At 41.5% G+C, this 23099-nt stretch carries 23 protein-coding genes; 3 read left to right on the top strand and 20 right to left on the bottom strand.

Going from position 1 to position 23099, the window contains the following annotated elements; genetic code table 11:
• Nucleotides 1–10: 10 nt before the first annotated feature.
• The 6 genes from B5X77_RS18720 to B5X77_RS18745 all read right to left on the bottom strand — a co-directional run bounded on the left by B5X77_RS18720 (nucleotide 11) and on the right by B5X77_RS18745 (nucleotide 7702).
• Nucleotides 11–676: a 3-oxoacid CoA-transferase subunit B gene (locus B5X77_RS18720; RefSeq protein WP_079509444.1), complete on the bottom strand. Its 666-nt coding sequence runs from the start codon at nucleotides 674–676 to the stop codon at nucleotides 11–13.
• Entirely contained in the window at nucleotides 661–1353 is a 693-nt protein-coding gene (locus tag B5X77_RS18725) for a CoA transferase subunit A (RefSeq protein WP_079509445.1), read from the bottom strand. The genes B5X77_RS18720 and B5X77_RS18725 overlap by 16 nt, the downstream gene beginning before the upstream one ends.
• Nucleotides 1353–2792: an aspartate aminotransferase family protein gene (locus B5X77_RS18730; protein ID WP_373887823.1), complete on the bottom strand. Its 1440-nt coding sequence runs from the start codon at nucleotides 2790–2792 to the stop codon at nucleotides 1353–1355. Before B5X77_RS18730 ends, B5X77_RS18725 begins: the two co-directional genes overlap by 1 nt.
• A 1985-nt stretch (nucleotides 2793–4777) precedes the next feature.
• Nucleotides 4778–5758 carry a S66 family peptidase gene (locus B5X77_RS18735; RefSeq protein WP_079509447.1) on the bottom strand — a complete coding sequence of 327 codons (981 nt, stop codon included), beginning with the start codon at nucleotides 5756–5758 and terminating at the stop codon, nucleotides 4778–4780.
• Nucleotides 5759–5869: 111 nt separating this feature from the next.
• Nucleotides 5870–7336 (bottom strand): NAD(P)/FAD-dependent oxidoreductase, encoded by a 1467-nt coding sequence (locus tag B5X77_RS18740; protein ID WP_079509448.1) that lies wholly within the window; start codon nucleotides 7334–7336, stop codon nucleotides 5870–5872.
• 195 nt (nucleotides 7337–7531) lie between these two features.
• Nucleotides 7532–7702, bottom strand: a complete 171-nt coding sequence (locus tag B5X77_RS18745; RefSeq protein ID WP_079510300.1) for a YjcZ family sporulation protein — start codon at nucleotides 7700–7702, stop codon at nucleotides 7532–7534.
• Between the two features lie 234 nt (nucleotides 7703–7936).
• On the opposite strand from B5X77_RS18745, the gene B5X77_RS18750 reads away from it, so the two are divergent.
• A complete protein-coding gene (locus B5X77_RS18750) occupies nucleotides 7937–9031 on the top strand; it encodes an SGNH/GDSL hydrolase family protein (protein ID WP_079509449.1) in 1095 nt (364 codons plus the stop codon).
• Nucleotides 9032–9170: 139 nt separating this feature from the next.
• Nucleotides 9171–9776, top strand: coding sequence for a DUF502 domain-containing protein (locus B5X77_RS18755; protein ID WP_079509450.1), 606 nt, complete (start codon nucleotides 9171–9173; stop codon nucleotides 9774–9776).
• 19 nt (nucleotides 9777–9795) lie between these two features.
• Here the strand turns inward: B5X77_RS18755 and B5X77_RS18760 are convergent, their stop codons facing one another.
• The 4 genes from B5X77_RS18760 to rsgA form a co-directional block, all read right to left on the bottom strand.
• Nucleotides 9796–10296 carry a PTS sugar transporter subunit IIA gene (locus B5X77_RS18760; RefSeq protein WP_079509451.1) on the bottom strand — a complete coding sequence of 167 codons (501 nt, stop codon included), beginning with the start codon at nucleotides 10294–10296 and terminating at the stop codon, nucleotides 9796–9798.
• 31 nt (nucleotides 10297–10327) lie between these two features.
• Nucleotides 10328–10762, bottom strand: coding sequence for a peptide-methionine (R)-S-oxide reductase MsrB (gene msrB, locus B5X77_RS18765; RefSeq protein WP_079509452.1), 435 nt, complete (start codon nucleotides 10760–10762; stop codon nucleotides 10328–10330).
• On the bottom strand, nucleotides 10759–11298 hold the full coding sequence (gene msrA, locus B5X77_RS18770; RefSeq protein ID WP_079509453.1) for a peptide-methionine (S)-S-oxide reductase MsrA: 540 nt from the start codon (nucleotides 11296–11298) through the stop codon (nucleotides 10759–10761). Before msrA ends, msrB begins: the two co-directional genes overlap by 4 nt.
• Nucleotides 11299–11429: 131 nt before the next feature.
• A complete protein-coding gene (gene rsgA / locus B5X77_RS18775; RefSeq protein ID WP_257391858.1) occupies nucleotides 11430–12503 on the bottom strand; it encodes a ribosome small subunit-dependent GTPase A in 1074 nt (357 codons plus the stop codon).
• A gap of 332 nt (nucleotides 12504–12835) precedes the next feature.
• Here rsgA and B5X77_RS18780 point away from each other — a divergent pair, with 332 nt between their 5' ends.
• Entirely contained in the window at nucleotides 12836–13597 is a 762-nt protein-coding gene (locus tag B5X77_RS18780; RefSeq protein WP_079509454.1) for a DUF4397 domain-containing protein, read from the top strand.
• Nucleotides 13598–13716: 119 nt separating this feature from the next.
• Here the strand turns inward: B5X77_RS18780 and B5X77_RS18785 are convergent, their stop codons facing one another.
• The 10 genes from B5X77_RS18785 to ilvA all read right to left on the bottom strand — a co-directional run bounded on the left by B5X77_RS18785 (nucleotide 13717) and on the right by ilvA (nucleotide 22973).
• Nucleotides 13717–14298: a YpmS family protein gene (locus B5X77_RS18785; RefSeq protein ID WP_079509455.1), complete on the bottom strand. Its 582-nt coding sequence runs from the start codon at nucleotides 14296–14298 to the stop codon at nucleotides 13717–13719.
• A 36-nt stretch (nucleotides 14299–14334) separates the two neighbouring features.
• Nucleotides 14335–15138, bottom strand: a complete 804-nt coding sequence (locus B5X77_RS18790; RefSeq protein WP_079509456.1) for an SGNH/GDSL hydrolase family protein — start codon at nucleotides 15136–15138, stop codon at nucleotides 14335–14337.
• 184 nt (nucleotides 15139–15322) lie between these two features.
• Nucleotides 15323–15907 (bottom strand): SCO family protein, encoded by a 585-nt coding sequence (locus tag B5X77_RS18795; protein WP_079510302.1) that lies wholly within the window; start codon nucleotides 15905–15907, stop codon nucleotides 15323–15325.
• Nucleotides 15908–16002: 95 nt separating this feature from the next.
• A complete protein-coding gene (locus tag B5X77_RS18800) occupies nucleotides 16003–16977 on the bottom strand; it encodes a nucleoside hydrolase (RefSeq protein ID WP_176167375.1) in 975 nt (324 codons plus the stop codon).
• A gap of 62 nt (nucleotides 16978–17039) precedes the next feature.
• Complete coding sequence (locus B5X77_RS18805; RefSeq protein ID WP_079509457.1) at nucleotides 17040–18665, bottom strand: sensor histidine kinase; 1626 nt, start codon at nucleotides 18663–18665, stop codon at nucleotides 17040–17042.
• A gap of 312 nt (nucleotides 18666–18977) precedes the next feature.
• Nucleotides 18978–19820 carry a DegV family protein gene (locus B5X77_RS18810; RefSeq protein WP_079509458.1) on the bottom strand — a complete coding sequence of 281 codons (843 nt, stop codon included), beginning with the start codon at nucleotides 19818–19820 and terminating at the stop codon, nucleotides 18978–18980.
• Between the two features lie 170 nt (nucleotides 19821–19990).
• Nucleotides 19991–20242, bottom strand: a complete 252-nt coding sequence (locus B5X77_RS18815) for a DUF2535 family protein (protein WP_079509459.1) — start codon at nucleotides 20240–20242, stop codon at nucleotides 19991–19993.
• Between the two features lie 230 nt (nucleotides 20243–20472).
• Nucleotides 20473–21246 carry a twin-arginine translocase subunit TatC gene (gene tatC, locus B5X77_RS18820; protein ID WP_079509460.1) on the bottom strand — a complete coding sequence of 258 codons (774 nt, stop codon included), beginning with the start codon at nucleotides 21244–21246 and terminating at the stop codon, nucleotides 20473–20475.
• Nucleotides 21247–21328: 82 nt separating this feature from the next.
• The gene (locus tag B5X77_RS18825; protein ID WP_079509461.1) at nucleotides 21329–21532 is read right to left on the bottom strand and encodes a twin-arginine translocase TatA/TatE family subunit; all 204 of its coding nucleotides are present in this window, start codon (nucleotides 21530–21532) and stop codon (nucleotides 21329–21331) included.
• Nucleotides 21533–21704: 172 nt separating this feature from the next.
• The gene (gene ilvA / locus B5X77_RS18830; RefSeq protein ID WP_079509462.1) at nucleotides 21705–22973 is read right to left on the bottom strand and encodes a threonine ammonia-lyase IlvA; all 1269 of its coding nucleotides are present in this window, start codon (nucleotides 22971–22973) and stop codon (nucleotides 21705–21707) included.
• Nucleotides 22974–23099: the final 126 nt, after the last annotated feature.

Genomic DNA, 23099 nt, shown 5'->3' on the forward strand with positions numbered 1-23099 from the left:
ATCAACCCCTTTAGTATTCGATAACCCTGAGATCATCTGCAATTGAGAAATCGCAGGCGGTTTTAGCGGTAATTTCGGCAATGGTAGATGGCGCAAAAAGTTCAGAGAGAATCATAGATCCTCCAATAATCTTAAAAACTGCCAAATCGGTGATTACCATGTCGACACAGTTGGCCGCAGTCAGAGGCAAAGTACATGATTCCACTATTTTTGGCACCCCGTTTTTATCAGTATGGTTCATTAGGACGGCAACTTTCCTGGCCTTTTGTGCCAGCTCCATCGCCCCACCCATTCCCGGCACTTTTTTTCCGGGGACAATCCAGTTCGCAAGGTCTCCTTTTCGGCTGACCTGCAATGAACCTAAAATTGTAAGGTCAACCCGTCCTCGCCTGATCATTCCAAATGCGACAGCACTGTCACAATAAGAGGAACCTGCCACGACTGTAACCGGGAACCCGCCAGCGTTACATAAATTTTCATCTTCTAAACCTTTATTGGGTGATTCGCCCATTCCGACTATCCCATTTTCGGCATGAAACATTACCCTTGTTTCCCGGGTAAGGTGATTTGGGACAAGGGAAGGGATTCCTATGCCCAGATTTACCACCATACCAGAATAAATCTCCTCGGCTGCTCGTTTAGCCATTCTATTTCTGACATCTATTCCCATGCCCATTTCCAATTCACCCCACATGATGGAATCACCATATCCACGAACACGCCTGGTGTCACGATTTCTTCAGGATCCAGACTGCCAAGCGGAACAATTTCTTCAGCTTCCGCAATTGTAAAATTCCCTGCCATCGCGACTAGCGGATTTGTATTCCGGGCGCTTTTATCGAAAACAAGGTTTCCGTAAGGGTCAGCTTTTTTCGCGTACACTATGGATACTTCTGCTGTCAGTGCTGGTTCAATCAAATACTCTTTTCCATTAAGAGTCATCCTTTGCTTGCCCTTTGCTACGAATTCATGATCAACACCAACATCTGTTAAAATGGCGCCAAGCCCCATTCCTCCCGCCCTTATTCGTTCCGTCAGTGTACCCTGCGGCGAAAACTCAACCTCCATTTCCCCTCTGGTCATGAGTTCGCCGGCCACTGGATTGGATCCGATATGAGAGGCGATCACTTTCTTAGCCCTCCTGCGGCTGACAATTTTACCTATTCCTATTTCCGGAAAACCTGTATCATTTCCAATTAAGACGAGATTTTTTATGTCTTTTTCAAGAATGCCGTCAATCAGGGCAGGTGGAGAACCGACTCCTCCGAATCCGCCAAACATCAAAGTCATACCGTCGCAGAAATGTTCCATTGCCTGCTCAAGTGTCGCAATTTTCCCGAATGGATTTTCCATTACTCCTCAGCTCCATTTTCAAAAGCTAATCCTAAGATTCTATAAACTTCCATAAAAGTAGTTTTCAGCAGTGTAATTAAGTCATCAATTTCACGCTTTGTGATCGTTAGCGGCGGTGAGATAATGACTGCATCGCCCGACAGACCATCAAGCCCTGCTCCTGCTGGATACAGCAAAATTCCCTGATCCCTTCCCGTCCTGACAACAAGCTCCGTCAGTTTGATGCTCCGCTCAAAAGGAATTTTCCTGCCTCGCAGTTTGACAAACTCCAAACCCAGCAGCAAGCCTTTCCCCCTGACATCACCAATAAAGGAAAATTGGCTTTTCAGCTTTTCAAGCTTATTTTTCAAATAAACTGACTTCGATTCTACATCCTTCAAGATTTGATTATTCTCCAGGTATTCCATGACGGACAGAGCGGTTGCGCAGGATTGTGGGTTAGCGCTTAGGGTGTGACCGCTCATAATCACCTTGGATCCATTCCATATTGGCTCCATCACATGGTCACTGACCACGGTCGCTGCGATTGGCGCATACCCTGCACCCATCCCCTTGCCCAGCGCAACAATATCTGGAGTGACATTCCAATGCTCTGTAGCAAGCATTGTCCCAGTACGGCCAAATCCTGTCATCACTTCATCAGCAATAAATAATATATTGTTTTCATCACATATCTTTTTAACAGTTTCATAATAGCCATCTGGCGGAGAAATCGCTCCACCGGCTGCACCAATCACAGGTTCTGCGATAAAGGCAGCAATATGGTCAGCTCCTATTCTCTTGATTGCCCCGTCCAGTTCCATCGCACATAAATAACCGCATTCCGGGGCTGAACTTTGATATGGACAGCGATAACAGTAAGGTGGCGAAATTGCAGGAAATTCTTCCAGCAATGGCACAAACCGCGCCCTTCTTCCTGGATGCCCTGACATGGAGAGGGCACCAAGTGTGATGCCATGGTAGCTGACCCACCTGGAAAGGATTTTCGTTTTTGACTTGATTCCTTTCTCCTGCCAATACTGAATCGCTATCTTCAGTGCTGTTTCAGTAGCTTCAGAACCACTGTTTACAAAGAAACTCCAATTAAGATCACCAGGCAGTGACTCAGCAAGTTTTTCAGCCAGCTTTTCTGCTGCCTCACTGGTGAATTGTGAACGGTATACAAATGAAACTCTTTTGGACTGCTCATGCATTGCAAGGATAATTTCTGGAACTCCATGACCGATATTAGCCGTAACAGCCCCGGATGCTGCATCAAGATACTTCTTTCCATCTTTGTCAAAAAGGTAGATACCTTTCCCGTAGTCAATCTCCGGATAGCTCACATCGAGGGCAGGTTTGATCAAGTAGGACGGCTTCATAAATTCACTCCATTCACCGCAATTAAAATAAAATGGACATTCTGTAAATTGTATGAACTCGAGATGGGAATCTTTCATATATATGAAAAAATTACGCAGTACTGCCCAGGTGATTGAAGGTCAGCATAGGACTCTTGGGAAAAACTTGTTTACCGCGAGGGTTAGCCGGTCACCCATTTCTGTGAAGAAGCTAGAGTTAGAAGATCTATGAATGGGCTTTATACTCATGCTGAGTTTTCAAGGATATCTTCACAAAGCTGTCCAAACTTGGAGCAACTTCTGACAACTTGCAGGGATTTCTTCTCAAAGCTGTCCAGACTTGGAGCTATTTTGGAGGGATATCTTCATAAAGTTATCCGAACTTGGAACTACTTCTGACAGCTTTGAGGGATTTCTTCATAAAGCTGTCCAAAATTCGCTCAACTTCTGACAGCTTTGAGGGATTTCTTCGCAAAGCTGTCCAAACTCCGTTCAACTTCTGACAGCTTTCAGGGATTTCTACATAAAGCTGTCCAAACTCCGTTCAACTTCTGACAGCTTTTAGGTATTTCTCCATAAAACTGTCCAAACTCTGTTCAACTTCTGACAGCTTTCAGGGATTTCTACATAAAGCTGTCCAAACTTCGTTCAACTTCTGACAGCTTTGAGGGATTTCTCCATAAAACTGTCCAAACTCCGTTCAACATCTGACAGCTTTGAGGGATTTCTTCATAAAAGCTGTCCAAACTTCGCTCAACTTCTGACAGCTTGGAGAGATTTCTTCGCAAAGCTGTCCAAACTTCGTTCAACTTCTGACAGCTTTGAGAGCTTTTTTCACAAAGCTGTCCAAACTTCGTTCAACTTCTGACAGCTTTGAGGGATTTCCTCATAAAGCTGTCCAAACTCCGTTCAACTTCTGACAGCTTTGAGGACTTTCTTCACAAAGCTGTCCAAACTTCGTTCAACTTCTGACAGCTTTCAGGGATTTCTACATAAAGCTGTCCAAACTCCGTTCAACTTCTGACAGCTTTCAGGGATTTCTCCATAAAGCTGTCCAAACTCCGTTCAACTTCTGACAGCTTTCAGGGATTTCTACATAAAGCTGTCCAAACTCCGTTCAACTTCTGACAGCTTGGAGAGATTTCTTCGCAAAGCTGTCCAAACTTCGTTCAACTTCTGACAGCTTTCAGGGATTTCTACATAAAGCTGTCCAAACTCCGTTCAACTTCTGACAGCTTTCAGGGATTTCTCCATAAAACTGTCCAAACTCCGTTCAACTTCTGACAGCTTTCAGGGATTTCTCCATAAAACTGTCCAAACTCCGTTCAACTTCTGACAGCTTTGAGAGCTTTTTTCACAAAGCTGTCCAAACTTCGTTCAACTTCTGACAGCTTTCACGGATTTCTCCATAAAGCTGTCCAAACTTCATTCAACTTCTGACAGCTTGGAGAGATTTCTCCATAAAGCTGTCCAAACTCCGTTCAACTTCTGACAGCTTTGAGGACTTTCTTCACAAAGCTGTCCAAACTTCGTTCAACTTCTGACAGCTTTTAGGTATTTCTCCATAAAACTGTCCAAACTCTGTTCACCTTCTGACAGCTTTCAGGGATTTCTACATAAAGCTGTCCAAACTTCGTTCAACTTCTGACAGCTTTGAGGTATTTCTCCATAAAACTGTCCAAACTCCGTTCAACTTCTGACAGCTTGGAGAGATTTCTTCGCAAAGCTGTCCAAACTTCGTTCAACTTCTGACAGCTTTCAGGGATTTCTACATAAAGCTGTCCAAACTCCGTTCAACTTCTGACAGCTTTCAGGGATTTCTCCATAAAGCTGTCCCAACTCCGTTCACCTTCTGACAGCTTTCAGGGATTTCTCCATAAAACTGTCCAAACTCCGTTCAACTTCTGACAGCTTTCAGGGATTTCTCCATAAAGCTGTCCAATCTCCGTTCAACTTCTGACAGCTTTGAGGGATTTCTCCATAAAGCTGTCAGAACATGGGACTTTGCAAGATTTCAATGAAAAGTTTCTCTATTCCTTTCAAAAACCAAAAAAAGACACCCAGATCAGGTGTCTTAAAATTGTCTATTCTTCTTGTTCGATGAAGATTTCAGTTTCATTCCCAGATGCTTTTATCGTGGCGAATGACCCGATTGGCAAGGTTGCAATTGGCTGTACATGGCCAAAGTTGACATTTGCGATCACGGGGATATGATTTAATTCTTCCTTAGCCGATATTATTTTCCTTAAGGCTTCTTCTGTCACATTAGAGTTCTCTTGAAAACGGCCAATCAAGAGGGCTTTTATCGATGCTGCCTCCGGAAGATGCAGCAATGACTGAAGATCCCTGTCGAAACTCCTGGAATGGCTTTCTTCATCGTCTTCAATGAAAAGGATGCTGTCTTTCAACGAAGGCATAAATTCGGTGCCCTGAAGGAGGTTCATTGTACAGAGGTTCCCGCCAATCAATTTCCCGCTGGCTTCTCCTTCCTGGATAACCATGTAGCCACTCTGTTTATGAAATGTCCGATTTTCCTGATCAAGATACCAGGCGTCATCTGACCATGTATCTGAGGGGGTAATATCAAATGGCGCATCGTTCGTGACTGCTTCCAAAAAAGAGTTTAAGGTATATTCCAGGCCGTGCTTAACGCCGAATGAAGAAAAATGTGGTCCGGAGTAGGTTACCAAACCTGTTTTCTTATAAATTGCCAGCTGTAATGCCGTTATATCACTGTATCCGCAAAAGACCTTGGGATTGGCAGCTATCAAATTAAAGTCTATGTATTTTAGCAGCTGATTTGAATTGTAACCGCCTATTGCCGTTAAAATCCCTTTAACATTCGGATCCGCAAAGGCCTCATGCAGGTCCTCAATTCGTTCCTCGATCGATGAACTGAAAAACTCGTCATGGGCATCCGCATTCTTTCCAAACGTGACTTTGAAGCCGAGATTTGTCATTCTCTCAACAGCCAGCTCCACTTGAGCTTCCTTTAAAATGATCATGCTGGTCGCTGGTGCAATGACCCTTATTTCATCCCCTGGCGCTAATTTAGGTGCATACATTCTTTCCCCGCCTCTTCTTTTAATATCTTTTATTTTATCAAAGAAAAGACAGGGTGTAAGCATGTTAAAATGTGTCTATCGAAACCTGGTCTTCCTATTTTCTGGCAGGACCTATACAAGCGCAGGCTCTGGATTTCGTCTTGTTTTCGATTTCTCGATTATATCCGTCGCAATCCAGACACCGCACGCGCTTGCCTGTGCAAGGCCCCGCGTGATACCAGCTCCGTCTCCGCCAACGTACAGGCCGCTTATTTCCGTTTCAAATTTGTCATTCAGTTTTGGCCGCGCTGAATAAAATTTTGCCTCTACTCCGTAAAACAGTGTGTGGTCAGAAGCAAGTCCGGGCGTAACCTGGTTAAGGGCTTCTGTCATCTCAATAAGGCTCTTAAGAGTGTTATATGGAAGGACCAATCCTAAGTCACCAGGTACGGCTTCCTTCATTGTTGGTTCAAGGAATCCCTCTTTGATCCTTTTTTCTGTTGATCTGCGTCCTTTTAAAATATCTCCATATTTTTGCACAATCAGCCCGCCGTTGGATAGACTATTGGCCAGGCGTGATATTTCATGTGCGTATTCATTCGGTTTATCGAATGGTTCGGAGAAAGTATGGGAAACGAGCAAGGCAAAATTCGTGTTATTGCTTCCTAGTTTAGGATCTTTGTACGCATGTCCGTTTGCTAGCATGATTCCAGAATGGTTCTCGACAACAACATGTCCGGATGGATTGCTGCAGAAGGTCCTGACACTGGTCCCTACTGAGGTATTAAATATGAACTTTCCTTCATATAAATGTTCGTTTATTTCTTCCATGACCACATTGGACGTTTCAACGCGGACGCCAATATCAACCTGGTTATTGATCATCTTAAGCCTTCTCTTTTTCATTAACTGAGTCAGCCATTTTGAACCATCACGGCCAGGTGCAACCACCACTTTATCTGCAAATATTTTTTCACCGTTTTTCAGCTCCACACCGATAACCTTATGGCCTTCCTGAGTTTTTTCGGTAATCAAGTCTTCTATTTCTGTCTTGAATGCCATCTCTACTTTCTCTTTTAAGTATTCAAATATATTTTTCAAGATTTCAAGATTTTGTTCCGTTCCAAGGTGGCGCACCTGAGCCCTTAGCAGCTTTAAGCCAGCGGCATAACCTCTTCTTTCGATTTCACGGACTTTATCTGTCATAGGATCAGTTATGCTTTCAGTTGCACCATGCTTTAGATTGATTTCATCTACATATTTAATCAGTTCGACAACCTTGGAATCGGGAAGGTAATCCGTCATCCATCCGCCGAATTCACTGGTAATGTTGAATTTCCCATCAGAATAGGCACCTGCACCGCCAAAACCATTGGTGATTGAACATGCTGGCAGGCAGCCTGCAAAATCCTTTTTTCCGGCTGGAGGCGGGCATTTCTCAATCTTCTTCTGTAAAATCGGGCAGTTTCTTCGATAGATATCGTGACCTTTGTCTACTAATAAAACTCTAGCTTCAGGCATTTTCAACGATAACTCATAGCAAGTAAAAATCCCTGCCGGTCCTGCACCAACGACAATCACATCATAGTTTGTTTTCATATTGCATCCTCCGCCAATCAGTTTTTTGCTTAACCAATGGTAAATATAACAAAAAAACTTTTTATCGTCAACCAAAACACGAACTATAAATAAATATAACCCTTAAATTGTTCGGTAATAGAAACCGAAAACTAAAAGGCTGTCTGCTGGCAGACAGCCCCACAAGTTATATTTTCATTGTCCTATGCCGTTTTTTTACCAGTTATAGCTGCAGCAAGCACCAATGATGATTAACAAAATGAACAGTACCACAATCAAAGCAAAGCCGCCGTAACCGTACCCGCAACCTGGCCCTGCAACTCCAGCTACTCCTGCGTATGGATAACCCCCACCACAGAAAGTGCCATAAGTTGGTGCTGTTGCCATAGGGGATGTTACAGGCATTGGGGCATTATCATATCCGTACATTAAAAACCACTCCTCATTTGTTTTTGAATTGCTTTCCCTTTACGGTATGATATGGGTACTTGACCCGTTTGTGCATTAGCCTATTTTTTTTAATAAATCATTTTTCCACTAAGTGCAAATTTAAATCCATACCAGTCTAATTTGGGTTAAAATGTGATAAAAGCAATCGATGTCCGGAGGTTACAGCCAAGAATGAAATCAAACGCTAAAAAATTTTTCAGTTTATTTTTGCTTACAGCCGCAGTCATATCTTTTTTAGCGATCCAATCAGAACATTACCTGTCCGAAGATTTAGGTGTGTATGAAAAAATTGCGAACGGATCATCCATCAATTATTTAGTCATAGGTGACAGTATAGGGCGCAGTGCTGGAGCTGAAAGAAAAGACTTGAGATGGTACAGTCAGCTAGAGGTGCTTCTTAAAGATTTCAGTGGATCCCGGGCACGACGGAATATGGTCGTACAAAGCGGAGCAACAGCCTTTGAGGGGCTATACAAGCTGCAAAGAGCACCGAAATTCAGGGATATCGATCTTATTTTTATTGTATTTGGCGAAAATGACCGTAAATACATGAACCCGGAAGAATTCACTTTCTTCTATGAAAAACTAATCAGAAAAGCAAAGGAACGCTATCCAGGTTCCGAGATCATCACAATCATTGAGAATCCGTTAAAGCAGGAACAATATGCTGATGCAATTAAGAGGGTTTCTTTTCATTACGGTGCGAAGCCATTGGACATGCGTATTCCTTTCAAAGAATCAGGCCTGCTGACTGAACAGCTTACAACTGATATGGTTCATCCTAACGGAAAAGGATATCAGCTATATGCTTTTTCCATATTGGAGCTGATCAAGAATAATATTCATGAAAAACCTGAGATTGCCAAATTGGCTGCACCTTTGACAGGGAATCAAGCATTCTCACTTTCTGAAAAAAAGAATTTCACTGCCCGCACCGGATTTCTGACCGAAAACGGAATAAATATAAGTAAGAGGTCTGGTGATTATTTGGAATATGAGTTTGATGGTTCCATTCTTGGAGTGACTGCAATCCGCAGCCAATTTGGTGGAATGATGAAGGTTTATATTGACGGAGAGTATGTACGTACAGTATCCACATGGTGGCCGTTTTCCCGGGAGCGGTATTTATATATAGCGAGCGGCCTTGATTCAGGGCCTCATACCGTCCGATTTGAGGCAATGAATGAAGCATCCGCTTATAATAAAAGTGACAAATCCATTATCCAGATTTCCTCGATTATCGTCTCTGTTGAAGAGGAAAAATAGTATAGAGTTACCCAAAGGGAAGGTGTATGATACTTCCTATAAGCAGTCATCGCGATTATTGTTTTTTATGCTGTATAATCTCAGTTGCTGATTTGAAAAGTGATGGCTGCTATGGGCAATAAAAAATTAAGGAGCTGCCATGAAAAACATATTGAAAAATTTCATTAACGGAATTCTTACCATTGTTCCAATCATTCTCGTTATCTACGTAATTTATAAAACCTTCATGTTTTTAGACAGTCTGCTTGGGAACAGGCTGAAGCCGTATTTGCAAGAAAGTTATATTCCAGGAATTGGCTTGCTGACAACTTTAATTCTGATTACTTTCCTCGGCTGGCTGTCGACGCGGTTTATTACCGGCAGCATTATCAGGCTGGTTGACAGGCTCCTGGAGAAAATCCCTTTCGTCAAAACGATTTATTCTGTCATAAAAGATACAGTGCATTCTTTTCTCGGTGAAAAAAAGTCCTTTTCAAAAGTGGCTTTAATCAAGATTCCTGGTACAAACATGAAAAGTTTAGGGTTCATTACGGCTGAGAATCTTCAGACCTTTTATGAGCCGCTATCAGGGTATGTCGCCGTCTATGTGCCGCAAACATTTCAGGTAGCCGGCTTTACCTTCCTGATACCCAAGGAAGAAATAGAAATACTCGATGTCAAGCCAGAGGAAGCGATGAAATTTATCCTATCTGGCGGCATGACGTCCACCAATGGAGAACGAACAGTTAAAGAAAACAGCCGCTGACTAAGTCAGCGGCTGTTTCCTATTCAAAAGTCACTTCAAGTATTGGCGTGGATCCCTTATCAACATTTCCTTCTGTCAGTTTCTGTAAGGAAGATGCCTGGTCAGTATTAGTGATGATAATTGGGGTTATCGTACTCTTAGCCTTCTCGCTGATGACTTTCATATCGAAGGATACAAGCTTATCCCCTGCCTCTACCTTATCACCCTGCTTGATATGAGTCTCGAAACCTTCACCATTTAGTGATACTGTCTCTAACCCAATGTGAATCAGAATCTCTGCTCCGTTCTTTGCTCTGATTCCAATAGCATGTTTGGTGGGGAATACTTGAATTATTTCTCCATCTACCGGCGAAACAACCACACCTTCAGAAGGTTCGATCGCCAAACCGTCCCCCATCATTTTTTCGGAAAACACAGGGTCTGGAACAGCACTAAGATCGACTGCATTTCCAGCTAATGGTGCCAGTAACTTTATCGTCTGGATTCGTTCTTCTTTTTTACCAAATAACTTTTTGAACATTCTTACCATTCCTTCCTGCATTGTACTATGTTTAACCCTGGAACAGCTTTAGATATTCGCCATATCCTTCTTCTTCCATCTTTTCTTTCGGAACAAACCTCATGGCCGCGGAATTGATGCAATACCTTAGACCATTTTCTCCAGGCCCATCATCAAAAACATGGCCAAGATGTGAATCTGCCTCTTTGCTTCTGACCTCGGTCCTGACCATGAAATGGCTCAAGTCTTCTTTTTCGATAATTTCTTCCTCTTGAATTGGCTTTGTAAAACTTGGCCAGCCGCAGCCTGCGTCATATTTATCGCGGGAACTGAACAATGGTTTCCCAGAGACGATATCAACATAGATTCCTTCCCTGAGTTCATTCCAATATTCATTCCTGAATGGCGGTTCCGTACCATTGTTTTGAGTAACCTCATATTGCATGGGCGTCAGCCTGCTCTTTAAATCTTCTTGATTCTTTTTCATTTTTTATCCCCCCAATGTTCCTTTATAAATACAGCCCGGCCTGAACCACTATGATAAGCATTATATCTTTCCGGATTCTTCTTATAATACCCCTGGTGATAAGTTTCGGCCGCGTAGAACGTATTTGCCGGGAGTATTTTAGTCGCAATTGGTTTTGAGAACAGTCCGCTTTCGCCAAGTTTTCTTTTTGACTCTTCTGCCATCCGCTTCTGCTCTTCGGTATGATAAAAAATAGCCGTTTGATATGACTGGCCCCTGTCGTAAAACTGTCCGCCAGGGTCTGTTGGGTCTATTTGCTGCCAGTATAGTGTCAAGAGTTCATCATACGGAAAGACATCCGGATCAAAAGTAATTTGGACAGCTTCATAATGACCGGTTGTTTCACTGCAAACCTCTTCATATGTAGGGTTTTCTTTCGTTCCTCCTGTATAGCCTGAAACAACACTGTGAATTCCCGGCTGCTCATCAAAAGGCTTTACCATACACCAGAAACATCCTCCAGCAAATGTTGCAAGCTCCCGATTATCTTTAACCATAAATCCACCTCTTCCTTAAAGTTTAAATAAACTCTATTAAATACTTATTCCCTATTGTATAACTTTTAAAGCAAAAAACACATTCAGAGAGCTTACATATAATAAGCCCCTTCTGCAGAAGGGGCTATTGGTCATTTTCGGTTGTGCTTTGCTTTCTGGCGAATTTCCTTATTGATATTTTTCCAGTGTCTTTTTTCTTCAGCTTGTGCTTTTTTATCTACTTTCCTGTCCATATAAGCCAATTCTTTTTGCAGCTTTTTATAGTTGGAAAGACGGCCTTCATCGAGACTGCCTGTATTAATTGCAGTCCAGACTGCACAACCTGGCTCGTTATCATGGCTGCAATCACGAAATTTACATGCGGCAGCGTACTGATCTATATCCGCAAAGCTTTCGCTTATTCCTTCCTCACTGGTCCATAACTGAAGTTCTCTCATACCCGGTGTGTCAATAAGAACGGCACCGTCAGGCAGAAGAACCATTTCGCGATGTGTTGTCGTATGCTTACCCTTATCATCACTTTCACGGATTTCCTTTACCAGTTGTTTTTCATATCCTGTGAAGTAATTGACCAGGCTTGACTTGCCCACGCCAGACGACCCTATCAATGCTACTGTACGGCCCGGGGCCAGATAGAGTTGAAGTTCATTCATTCCCGTACCTTCTAGTATGCTGACTGGTATGACGGGAACTCCGATGGCCACTGTCGATACAAGCTTTATCTTTGCTTCTATATCTGAATCTAAATCTGCCTTGCTTAATATTATTACAGGATTAGAACCGCTCTCCCAGGCAAGCAAAAGATACCTTTCAATCCGTCGTAAATTTAAATCATCATTAAGCGAATTCACAATGAACACCGTATCTATATTTGCTGCGACTATCTGCTCCTCTGTAACCTGGCCTGCAGCCTTTCTGGAAAACTTGCTTTTACGCGGCAGAATCCCCTGGATTGTTCCCCGCATTTCTCCAGGTGAGACTTTCACAGCAACCCAGTCGCCAACCGCTGGCAGTTCATCCCGGCCATTCGCTTCATAGGTTAATTTACCTGAAAGTGTACACAGGTGTTCTCCATCCTCGAGCCACACCCTGTAGCTGTGCTTATGCTCCACCGCAACCCTCCCTGGCTTGTAGCCTTGTAAATAATAGTCCTCAAAATCTCTTATAATTTCTGCAGTCATCCAGATACTTTCAAGTTTATACATTCATTTTTCCTCCAACATGTTTTTAAAATAAAAAACCACAGGCATGCACAGTCCCGTGGTTTCATAAGCATGAAGAAAAAAGACGTATAGTCGATTGTTCCGCTCAGGTCAGTGGGACGTGCAATAAGTAACGGTCATCTTAATAACAATTAAATATCTGCTCATTGCACTCCACCTGCCTCTCATATAATTAATTTAAGTATATGGAAAATCATTCCTTATGTAAAGCCTTTTATTTATATTTTTATTACCTCTTTTTCAGCTCCGCACCTATTTTGCCCAAATTGCATATTTTACATTTGAGTATTCTATTTTATTTAGGAGTGAGGGGTATGTCCACCAGAAATCAGAATGAATACCTGCAGAAAGCAGCCATGTATGATTTATTGGCCAACTACTATAAATACATTGATCCAAACATGCATGTCTTGTACTATCATAAACATTTACGCAACTTGAATAAGGCTGTCCAGTTAATGCGTACGAATGGCTCGCCAATAAGTACAGCAAATTCTTCACCATCGATGCTGCGCTTCTTGCATGCTTCTCCGGAGCTGAAGGCTGTCGATATTTATTTAAATGGCAGCCGGGTACTCCGTGATTTCGATTATAAAAATAACAGCAGTCATATGCAGCTGGAGCCAGGAAAATATCAAGTTGACATCTATCCCGCTGGAGAAAGCGTTTCAACTTTCATTAGCAAAAAAATCACTGTCGAGCCTGGAAGGATAAATACTGCTGCAATCACAGGACCTGCCAATAAGCTCAGACTGCTAACATTTGAAGATTACCCGCATACCCCTGTTGGGGAAACAAAAGTGAGGTTTATACACCTTTCCCATGATGCACCCGCAGTAGATATTGCCGGGTTAAATGGCGATATCATATTCCCTGACGTATCATATAAACAGGCTACTACTTATCTGCCACTTACACCTATGACCGTCACACTGGAAGCAAAAGTCGCCGGCACCAAAAATACGGTACTTACAATCCCAAATATCAAACTGGAGCCCAACAACTCCTATACGATTGTTGCTGTCGGAACCGCCAAAGGAGAACCACCGCTTGAAGTACTTCTATTGCAGGGTTGATACAGGCCGGGTGACCGGCCATTCATTCTTTATTGAACAGAAAACCTTCATTCTTTTATTGAACAGAAAACCAGTCGGGCAGCAAAAAACATACAAAAAGGCGCTCAAGAGAGCACCCATTAATCTGCAGGAACGAGCAAAGTGAATTTAATATTGTCTTTCTTCAAATCAAATTCATTTACCTGAACCTTAATATCGCTTTTCAGTTTAAGCCTCTGCATCGAAACATACACTCTTTCTTCCTTCGGCTGGATGTTTACAGCTTCAGGCAAATGGTAACTGTCCCGGACGAATTTTAGTACAGTAGAAACAGGAAGGTTAAGTCTTCCAACTGATATGGATCTTTGTTTTAAAATCAAATCTCCATTTTTTAAAGCCTGCGGCTCGAAAGTCAGCCTCAATTCCAGCTCCTGACTGAAGATTGGGAGCGTTCCATATAATTCGACTTCATCGGTCAGTAACACCTGGTAATCAAACTGGCTATTTTTCACTTCTTCTTCTAAATAATGATTAATTACCCTGTTCAAGTCTCTTTTATTGGTCGATACATGAAATGCGACATCATCCACTTCCGAAGTTCTGTCTGGCTCTAGCTTCGATTCCTCAGCTGGCAAAGAAATAAGAATCCAAATGACTAAAACGGCGGCTGTCATCAGACCTAAAAGAATAAAGAAACCTATTTTCCATTTATTTTTTACCATCTATCTTTGTAACTCCTCTTCCCATAGCTATTTATTTCAATCATTCATCGAGTCAATGACCTTTTCATCAAGCAGTCCATAAATCCGATCCGCGATCAGTTGGTAACCCCGGTCATTCGGATGAAAATAATCTGTGTATAAAAGATTCTCTTCACTGTTCAAGAAAATATCATGAATGTCAACGAGGAAAGCATTCCCGTCCCGCTCCACTACCGAGCTGCTTTCCCGGTTCCACTCTTCTACTATTTGATTCATTTCCTCAACATCGGCAAACCAATTAAAAAAAGGATTATAAAGGCCCACTAAAACGACTGTAGCCTCCTGGTTTTGATTACGGATTGCCGTAAAAATTTCCTGGAGCTGGTCGGCAAATACCTTTTTTTCTTTATGAAATTGATTTATTCTCAGGTTGGAGAAATTTTCTTTCACTACCTTCATGAGATCATTTCCGCCGATTGTCAGAATAATCAGGTCAGCTTCCTCTACAGATGATTGGACATTTTTGTCTCCCAGCCTTTTCAATAGCTGGTCCGTTCTATTTCCCCTGACTCCAAAATTATCAAAGTTTGCATTCCTGATTGTTTTTTCACTCTCAAGGTGCTCAGCAAGATATGGGATATACCCACCTGAATTCGTACTGTCTCCTACTCCCTGTGTCAGGGAATCCCCAGCAGCCACAATATGCAATTCCTTAGGGAAAAATGAGGCCTTCAATTCATCCTTTATTTCCAACCCTGTCTTCTTCACGTTATTGAAATTCCCTTTTTGCAAGTTTTCAAACGGACTGCAAGCTCCTAAAATTAAAAACAGAAGGACATAAAGTAGGGTGAATTTTTTCATCAATAAAGATCACCTACCTATGAAGTATCATCATTATAACATTCAATGCCTAAGAGGGCGTTTATCACAACTTAACTAGTCAATAAGTGCAAAAACCAGTTGAAACATGCTTTAATTTTTAATTAATTTGTTCAATCGATCCTTGCTTATTCCTGATACTACAAAAACAGGCCACATATGCGGCCTATTGAAGTGCTTTTATATCTTCTATTATCTGTTCAAAAGGTACTTCCTTGAGGCCTGTATAATATTTCCTCATATCGCCATTTTGATCGACAAGATAAAAATCTGTGCCATGAATAACCTGATCACCTGCTTCTGGTTTCTTGACGAGGGCCTTAAAGTTTTCAAGGACGAATTTTTCTATCTCCTCTTGAGTGTATCCTGTCAGGAACGACCAGTTGCTGAAATCAGCATTGAACTTCTGACCATACTGCTTAAGAACATCAGGAGTGTCAACAGTCGGATCAACACTGAATGACACAATTTCAACATCCTCCAGCTTTTCTTTCTTAATCATTTCCTGAAGCTTAGCCATATTGGCGGTCATTGGCGGACAGACATCCGCACAGGAGGTAAAAATAAAATCAGCAATCCATACTTTTCCTTTTAAATCCTTTTTACTAAGCTGCTCACCATCTTGATTAGTAAATGTGAAATCCTCAATCGGATAATTTTTTGCATCTTTTAGCCCGCCATTCCCACAAGCAGCAGCGAAAATGACAATCGCAGCCAGCATGATAAGCAAAAAAACCTTCTTCACGTTCATCACCTGCATTCTCATATAATGTCCACATCCAATTCTAGCAGACGAGTTTGAGAGAAGAAAGAAAAAGATATGAGGGAAGTGTGAAATGGACGATCTTAATGTGCTCCATTATGGCTTTTGGAATTTTTCATTGTGATGAAAAAATCTTTTATGAAATCTGTATAAGAAAAATTAACAGCCACATGATGGACTGGAAATCCGGCTTTGGAGATGGTATTCCTGAAATCACCCACGCTCTGTCCAAATGCCTCTCCCCGATTGACGATAACCTTTACAGGGATATTACGATAAACCACTTTATCCTCATTCAACAGAGCCCATAAGGTAAGGACATCATGAAGAGGTGCCCCAGTCAATTCCGGGTTCCGTTCTTTATAAAATTTATAATAGTAGTCGAACATAGGCTTTACCAGTTTACCTACTCGACTTCCAATTGACTGGTAATAAGCATCCAGCTCATCAATCAGAGCGGGTGTTACAATCGCTCCGCTGGTAACATTCAGCGGGATGATCTTTACTGGCGGTTTCGCCTGGGTCAAAACAATGTTAGCTGCATACGGGTCTCCAAAGAAATTCGCTTCGGCTACTGGTGAAACATTCCCCGGTTCATTGAAAGCACCACCCATAATATAAAAGTCCTTCACTCTCTTCATCGTCTCGGGATAGAGGATGAAGGCTGCCGCAAGAGAAGAAAGCCTGCCTACATTCACTATAATAATTTCATTTGGATATCTTTCAATGATTTCCTGGATACCGTGGAAGTTTTCAAGTGTATAATCTACTTCTATGTCAGGGATTATTGGTCCCAAGCCTTCAACGCCATGGACATCCGGTACATATTCGGGGGGATCTCCAGTTAACGGCAATTCTGCTCCTGCAAAGACAGGTACGTCACGCCGATCCGTAAGCTCTTGCAGATAGGCAGCATTTCTTAGCGCATCCTGCTTGGATACATTTCCGTAATCCGCTACTACACCAACGAGATCGATTTCCTTATTGAAGAAAGCATATAAAACAGCAATATTATCATCAATTCCAAAATCACTAAAAAACAGCATTTTTTTAACCAATCTAAGCACCTCCTTTTATAACTATATTGAAGGTAGTGGCAAAAAATTAAAAAGCCCTGATATTACTCAGGACTTTCCGTAAAAATAGGTACCATTATTTCAAAAGTGGTGCCTTCTCCCTTTATACTTGACACTTTAATTTGTCCCTTCATACGCTCTACAATCTGATAGCATACCATCAATCCCATGCCTGTTCCCCGCTCCTTCAAAGAATAAAAAGCCGTGCCAAGCCTGGAGAGTTCCTCCGCTGTCATGCCGATTCCTGTATCCTCAATAATAAAGACTCCGAAACCCCCTTGTTTTTCAAGGGTCATGCTCAGCTTTCCACCACTATTCATCGCCTCGATCCCATTTTTCAGGATATTGATCAATACCTGCTTTAATTCACTTTTGTTCCCTTTGATATTTACCTGCTCCTTTATTTCCGTGTGCAGGGAAATGTTTTTTGACATCATGGCATAAGAGCTCATTAGATCCATTACCTGCTCAGCCATTTCCCTTCCTTCGATGATTTCCAGCGTGCCAACGTCCGGTTTTGCCAGACTTAAATAATCATTGATGATTGTTTCCGCCCTGTTAAGTTCCTCGATCATCAGTTTTAAATATGTATGTTCTTCTTCACTCATGTCTTTAGACAGGAAAATTTGCAGGAACCCTTTTACAACGGTCATTGGGTTCCTGATTTCATGGGCCACAGAAGCAGCAAGCTGACCGATTGCGTTCATTTTTTCTGCCCTCTGGAGCTCCTGCTGAAGCTTTGTCCGTTCAAAGATATCTTCTATTGTGTTGATTGCTTCCCCCAACAAAAGTGATTCGTCATCCTCGATCACGGATTGGCCAAATTGTCTTGATGCGGCGGATACACTTTTGAACAATTGCGAGAGCTGTGATGCCATCTCATTAAATTGTTCACTTAATATGCTTAATTCAGACTGGTCCCGGACAGGCAGCACCACCGAAAAATTGCCTGAACTGATTTCCTTAATCCCAAAAAACAAGTCATCAACAGGTTTCATAACTTTTTTAAGGCCCCAATATAAAATGACATACACAACAGCTAAAATGGCTGCCATCTCCAGTAAGACCAGGAACAAGATTTCAATTTGATTATCCTTGATGACTGATGCATTCGCATCTACCCCCAAAATCGCTACTACGTTTCCATTGTTATCAATTATTGGGGCAAAGGATGAAATCCATGATCCATACTGGTCTGTAAAAATATCAGTACTTGTTACTTTCTTCTGATTTAGTGAAGATCGATAAGCTGATATAAAATCATTGCCCGCGTCATAAAACATCAGTGATTCGAAGGAGTACTCGCTATAAAGGTCTGATGCTGCCAGTACGAATACCTTCTGGTTTTGATATTCTTCAGGCAATATAATATACGCCCCCAGAAAAGAAGCGCTTTTCTCTCCCACCAGCGTCAGGAGTGTCTCAAGCCGTTCGCTTGATGGGTTTTTTTCTTTCCTGTGATAATCTGCTTTGATTATATCGTCTGGATCAATTGTTGCTGACCAGATTCCTGCCACATCCTCAACCTTGTCAGCCATTTGATTTTTAAGCTGCTTAGATTGAAGGTGAAAACTTGTCCCCATAATCAATACGACTACAATTGTGGTAATCATGTATGAAAACAACAATATTTTATTGAATAATGACAGGTTCTTAAGATTAAGTTTCATATTTTCATTGTCACATTCCGTTTCATCAAGAGTGAATAATCTAAAACATTCGACATCTTTTCATTATTTTCCTGTATGATTCATCAACTTTAAAACAAAAGACTGTTTCCGATAGGCATTGTATTCCCGTTCCCACGTTTCACTTTTTTAGCGGATAGAAAAACAAAAATTCACACCATTTGCATTAAACACAATCATACTGATACAGATACAGTTATGGTCAAATTCCAAACTTGAGCGCAAAAAAAGTCCTGAGACATGACATCCCGGGACCTTCATAATAAAATTCTGTATAGGTATGTCTTAAATGTATTATTCAAAATAATACATGAATCCTATTGCACCAGGCCCTGTATGGGTACACACAATCGGTGTGGTATCTTCAATGGAAAAGTTATCATACCCTGAGGCCTCAAGAATAGCTTCCTTAAGGTTCTCAGCCAGACTTAAACCTTCTGCATGCACCAGGCCGACACCTTTCAGCATTTTTCCTTCTATGTCTGCGGCAAATTGCCTTTTGAGATATTTAACGACTTGCGAATGGCTTCTCGCCTTTGATACAGGGGTATATTCTCCGCCTTCGAGTGAAGCAATCGGCTTAATATTCAGCAATGAACCAATCATTGCCTTTCCTTTGCCGATCCGCCCTCCCTTAACCAGGTTTTCAAGTGTATCAACAACCACAAATAAGCGAGTTTGTTCTCTAACCGTATCAAGTCTTTTTATAATTTCTGCAACGGTTTTCCCCTGAGCTGCCATCTCGGCTGCCTCGAGTACCTGAAATGCTAGTCCTTTTGAAATGAACCGGGAATCAATGACATGCACATTCGCTGTGGTCATCTGGGCAGCGCTTTCGGCAGAACACACTGTACCGCTCATTCCGCCAGTCATATGGATCGAAATGACTTCATAACCCTCCGCAGCCAGTTCATCATACACTTTTAAAAATTCACCTGCTGGAGGCTGCGAACTCTTAGGCAGCTCCAAGGAAGTCTTCATCTTTCTCATGAATTCCTTAGGTGTAATATCGACTCTATCCAAATAATTTTCTCCATCGATAGAAATCGATAATGGGATCACGGTGATTCCCCACTTTTTTATGATTTCCTCATTCAAATCACAAGTAGAATCCGTAACTATCCTGATTTTATCCATAATATCACTTCCCTATCAAAACACTATAATCATTATACCTTTTCGTATGTACAAATTAAATATTAAAGGTGTCTCCGAAAGAAAGGATAATGCAGGGATAGTGACCGAACCAAAAGACAGGCTAAAAAGAACAAAAGCGCCTTTCATGGAGGCGCTTCAAAAATAATTCTTCAGGCGTTATTTTTCAATTCGGCAGATTTGAACAACTGCTCATAATCCGGCCATTTCATCACTCTTTTTAAATACTCTTTAAACGAATAAAACTTTTTTGCGTTTCTTTCCTGGTAGATTGCTGTAATAAAAGTTTGCAAACGGACTTTGATCATAAAAAAATAAGGACTCTCTTCTTCCAACACAGGAATATCCACGACTTTAACCTTCTGTCCAACAACATTTTTGAACTCCAGGCTTTTGAATAACAAAATATCAATCCTCTTTTATACCCGTTTGATTATATTATACCCTAAATCAAGGTCGAAATGTGTCTGTTTACGCTGATTCAAAAAAAAAATTCATACTTTCCCCACACCATTTCGATTGTATTAACAACCGAAAGGCGAATAATTTTGCTGCAGACACAACAGCATTTTTCAGGCTGAATAGATAAAAAACGCGCGGAAATCCACACGTTTTAAAATGTTCTTTATTCATTTTACAAAGATGATCCCTCATCGCTATCTTCATCCATGTCTCCGTATTTCTCTTGCCATTCTTTTTCCTTCTTTAGCTTCCGTCTGTAAACAACTTTAGATAAATTAATACTGACTTCATATAAAATAAGGAGTGGAATCGTTACAAGAATATCTGACATAAAATCTGGAGGTGATATAACGACCGATATAACAATCAGGATAAAGTATGCATATTTCCTTACCTTGACTAGAACGTACGGATTTATGACTCCAAGAGATGTCAGGAACATCACGACTACAGGCAGCTCAAACAGGACACCAAATGGGATGGTCATATTCATAATGAACTTGAAATACTTTTCAGCCGTAAAGTTTGTAACAAGCATGTCCCCGCTTAGTTCCACAAGGAAGCTCAAAACTGTAGGAAAAATCACAAAATAGCCAAAAGCAAGGCCCACAATGAACAATATAAACAGCGCCGGGATATAAGAAAGGGAAATCTTCCGTTCAATTGGCCTGAGGGCGGGTTTGACAAATAGCCATAACTGTATGGCCAGTACCGGAATTGTACCAGCGATCGCGATGATGGTAGCGAGCATGAAGTATATCCAAACAATATCGCTTGGCCCCAGGACTATTAATTTAACGTCCAAATCCCGGACAAAAAAGTGATAAATGTCTTTTACGAAGTAGAAGCCTAAGCCGAAGAAAATTATAAAGGCGACAGCCGAAACAATCAGCCTGTTCCGCAGTTCATCGAGATGATCCACCAGATTTAATTCTTTATCTTCCATACCAATCCCCTGCCAATTCCATTTGTTGCAATTCCATAATTACCTCGAAAGAAAAAGGTGTAAGATTGAAACATCTTACACCCTATTTAGTAACTTTCGTAATTTCCTTTTTTTCATCTTCGAATTCTTCCATTACATCGCTTGTCAATTCACGAGTTGATTTCTTGAACTCACGAAGTGTCTGGCCAAATGCACGGCCGATTTCCGGAAGTTTCTTTGGTCCAAAGATAATGAGGGCTAAGACAAGGATTAAGATTAATCCAGGAACTCCGATGTTTGATAACATATCAACATCTCCTTTTTCATATTGTAAATCTACTATGATTATAGTACTTTTCATTCCTAAAGTGGAAGAAAGCCGTGAAAGTTCATAAGAAATTCACAAAGGACTCAGTGGTTCAACTAAGTTTAACATTACCTATTCTATATCATCTGTCCTTGTTTTTCTATTATTAATATTATACCAGTAAATTAAACAATTGATGTTCCTTATTCAATTCCATGAAAGCAAACCCCTTTTTCTCCATACTTGTAATGAGCCTATCGTATTCATATTTATTTTTCAATTCAATTCCGACAAGAGCTGGACCGCTTTCTTTATTATTTTTCTTCGTATATTCAAATCTTGTGATATCATCCCCGGGTCCAAGGACGTCATCGAGGAATTCACGCAAAGCACCTGCCCGCTGCGGGAAATTGACAATAAAATAATGAAGCAGGCCTTCATGGAGCAACGATCTTTCTTTGATTTCCTGCATCCTGCCAATATCATTATTGCCACCGCTTACCACGCAAACGACCGTCTTGCCTTTAATTTCATCCCTCAGCAGGTCAAGAGCAGCAATTGGCAGAGCCCCAGCAGGCTCTGTCACGATGGCATGCTCATTATATAGTTCTAAAATCGAAGTGCAAACCTTCCCTTCTGGGACCGCCACTAGTCCATCAACGTGTTCCTTGCAAATATCATAAGTTTTGCTGCCGACACATTTTACAGCAGCCCCGTCCACAAATGTATCAATTTTTTCTAAAGGAATGGCCCTATTTTGTTCAAATGCAGCACTCATCGAAGCAGCACCGCTGGGCTCAACGCCAATAAGCTTTGTGGACGGAGAAACGCTTTTTATGTATGTGCTCAAACCTGCCATCAAGCCTCCACCCCCAATACTCGCCAGGACAAAATCAACGGAATCCTGGCAATCATTCAGAATTTCGACAGCTACCGTCCCTTGACCGGCAATGACATTTTCATCATCGAAAGGGTGGATAAACTCTCTTCCTTCCTTCTCCGCACATTCACGTGCCTCGCGATATGAATCATCAAAGGTATCTCCAACGAGGATAATTTCGACAAAACCACGGCCGAACATCTCCACCTGGCTGATTTTTTGTCCGGGGGTTGTCGCCGGCATGAAAATTTTCCCTCTTACGCCAAGCTGTCTGCACGCGTATGCTACACCCTGGGCATGGTTCCCAGCGCTCGCACAAACAACACCATTTTCCAGCCCATTTTCCCATAATAGCCTTACAGAATAATAAGCCCCCCTTAATTTAAAGGATCTCACATGCTGAAGGTCTTCTCTCTTTAAATATATTTCAGCTTCGTATTTCTCGGATAATCGCTGGTTTAATTGGAGCGGAGTATGGGCAACAATTTCTTTAAGATGCTGATAGGCAATAATGATATCCTCCACACTTACCCATTTTTCTTTTAATATCTTCTGTTCCATATCGTCACCCTCACTTTGCAAATAATTAATTTGTTCATTATATCACAAAAAATAAATATGTCGATTGAATTTTTAAAATATTTAAAATTCTAGGCTTTACATTGAATAAAATCCGAGTAAAATAAC

This window comes from Mesobacillus jeotgali (genome assembly GCF_900166585.1).
GTDB classification, from domain to species: domain Bacteria; phylum Bacillota; class Bacilli; order Bacillales; family Cytobacillaceae; genus Mesobacillus; species Mesobacillus jeotgali_A.

Bases quoted from the DNA above. Each gene is read 5' to 3' on its own strand.
- B5X77_RS18760 (WP_079509451.1), bottom strand. From the start codon at position 10,296: ATGTTCAAAAAGTTATTTGGTAAAAAAGAAGAACGAATCCAGACGATA.
- B5X77_RS18825 (WP_079509461.1), bottom strand. From the start codon at position 21,532: ATGTTATCAAACATCGGAGTTCCTGGATTAATCTTAATCCTTGTCTTA.
- B5X77_RS18785 (WP_079509455.1), bottom strand. From the start codon at position 14,298: ATGGTAAAAAATAAATGGAAAATAGGTTTCTTTATTCTTTTAGGTCTG.
- B5X77_RS18750 (WP_079509449.1), top strand. From the start codon at position 7,937: ATGAAATCAAACGCTAAAAAATTTTTCAGTTTATTTTTGCTTACAGCC.
- B5X77_RS18790 (WP_079509456.1), bottom strand. From the start codon at position 15,138: ATGAAAAAATTCACCCTACTTTATGTCCTTCTGTTTTTAATTTTAGGA.
- B5X77_RS18725 (WP_079509445.1), bottom strand. From the start codon at position 1,353: ATGGAAAATCCATTCGGGAAAATTGCGACACTTGAGCAGGCAATGGAA.
- B5X77_RS18795 (WP_079510302.1), bottom strand. From the start codon at position 15,907: ATGAACGTGAAGAAGGTTTTTTTGCTTATCATGCTGGCTGCGATTGTC.
- B5X77_RS18720 (WP_079509444.1), bottom strand. From the start codon at position 676: ATGGGCATGGGAATAGATGTCAGAAATAGAATGGCTAAACGAGCAGCC.
- B5X77_RS18740 (WP_079509448.1), bottom strand. From the start codon at position 7,336: ATGAAAACAAACTATGATGTGATTGTCGTTGGTGCAGGACCGGCAGGG.
- B5X77_RS18730 (WP_373887823.1), bottom strand. From the start codon at position 2,792: ATGAAAGATTCCCATCTCGAGTTCATACAATTTACAGAATGTCCATTT.
- B5X77_RS18780 (WP_079509454.1), top strand. From the start codon at position 12,836: ATGTCCACCAGAAATCAGAATGAATACCTGCAGAAAGCAGCCATGTAT.
- B5X77_RS18745 (WP_079510300.1), bottom strand. From the start codon at position 7,702: ATGGCAACAGCACCAACTTATGGCACTTTCTGTGGTGGGGGTTATCCA.
- msrB (WP_079509452.1), bottom strand. From the start codon at position 10,762: ATGAAAAAGAATCAAGAAGATTTAAAGAGCAGGCTGACGCCCATGCAA.
- B5X77_RS18810 (WP_079509458.1), bottom strand. From the start codon at position 19,820: ATGGATAAAATCAGGATAGTTACGGATTCTACTTGTGATTTGAATGAG.
- tatC (WP_079509460.1), bottom strand. From the start codon at position 21,246: ATGGAAGATAAAGAATTAAATCTGGTGGATCATCTCGATGAACTGCGG.
- ilvA (WP_079509462.1), bottom strand. From the start codon at position 22,973: ATGGAACAGAAGATATTAAAAGAAAAATGGGTAAGTGTGGAGGATATC.
- msrA (WP_079509453.1), bottom strand. From the start codon at position 11,298: ATGGTTAAAGATAATCGGGAGCTTGCAACATTTGCTGGAGGATGTTTC.
- B5X77_RS18755 (WP_079509450.1), top strand. From the start codon at position 9,171: ATGAAAAACATATTGAAAAATTTCATTAACGGAATTCTTACCATTGTT.
- rsgA (WP_257391858.1), bottom strand. From the start codon at position 12,503: ATGTATAAACTTGAAAGTATCTGGATGACTGCAGAAATTATAAGAGAT.
- B5X77_RS18735 (WP_079509447.1), bottom strand. From the start codon at position 5,758: ATGTATGCACCTAAATTAGCGCCAGGGGATGAAATAAGGGTCATTGCA.
- B5X77_RS18805 (WP_079509457.1), bottom strand. From the start codon at position 18,665: ATGAAACTTAATCTTAAGAACCTGTCATTATTCAATAAAATATTGTTG.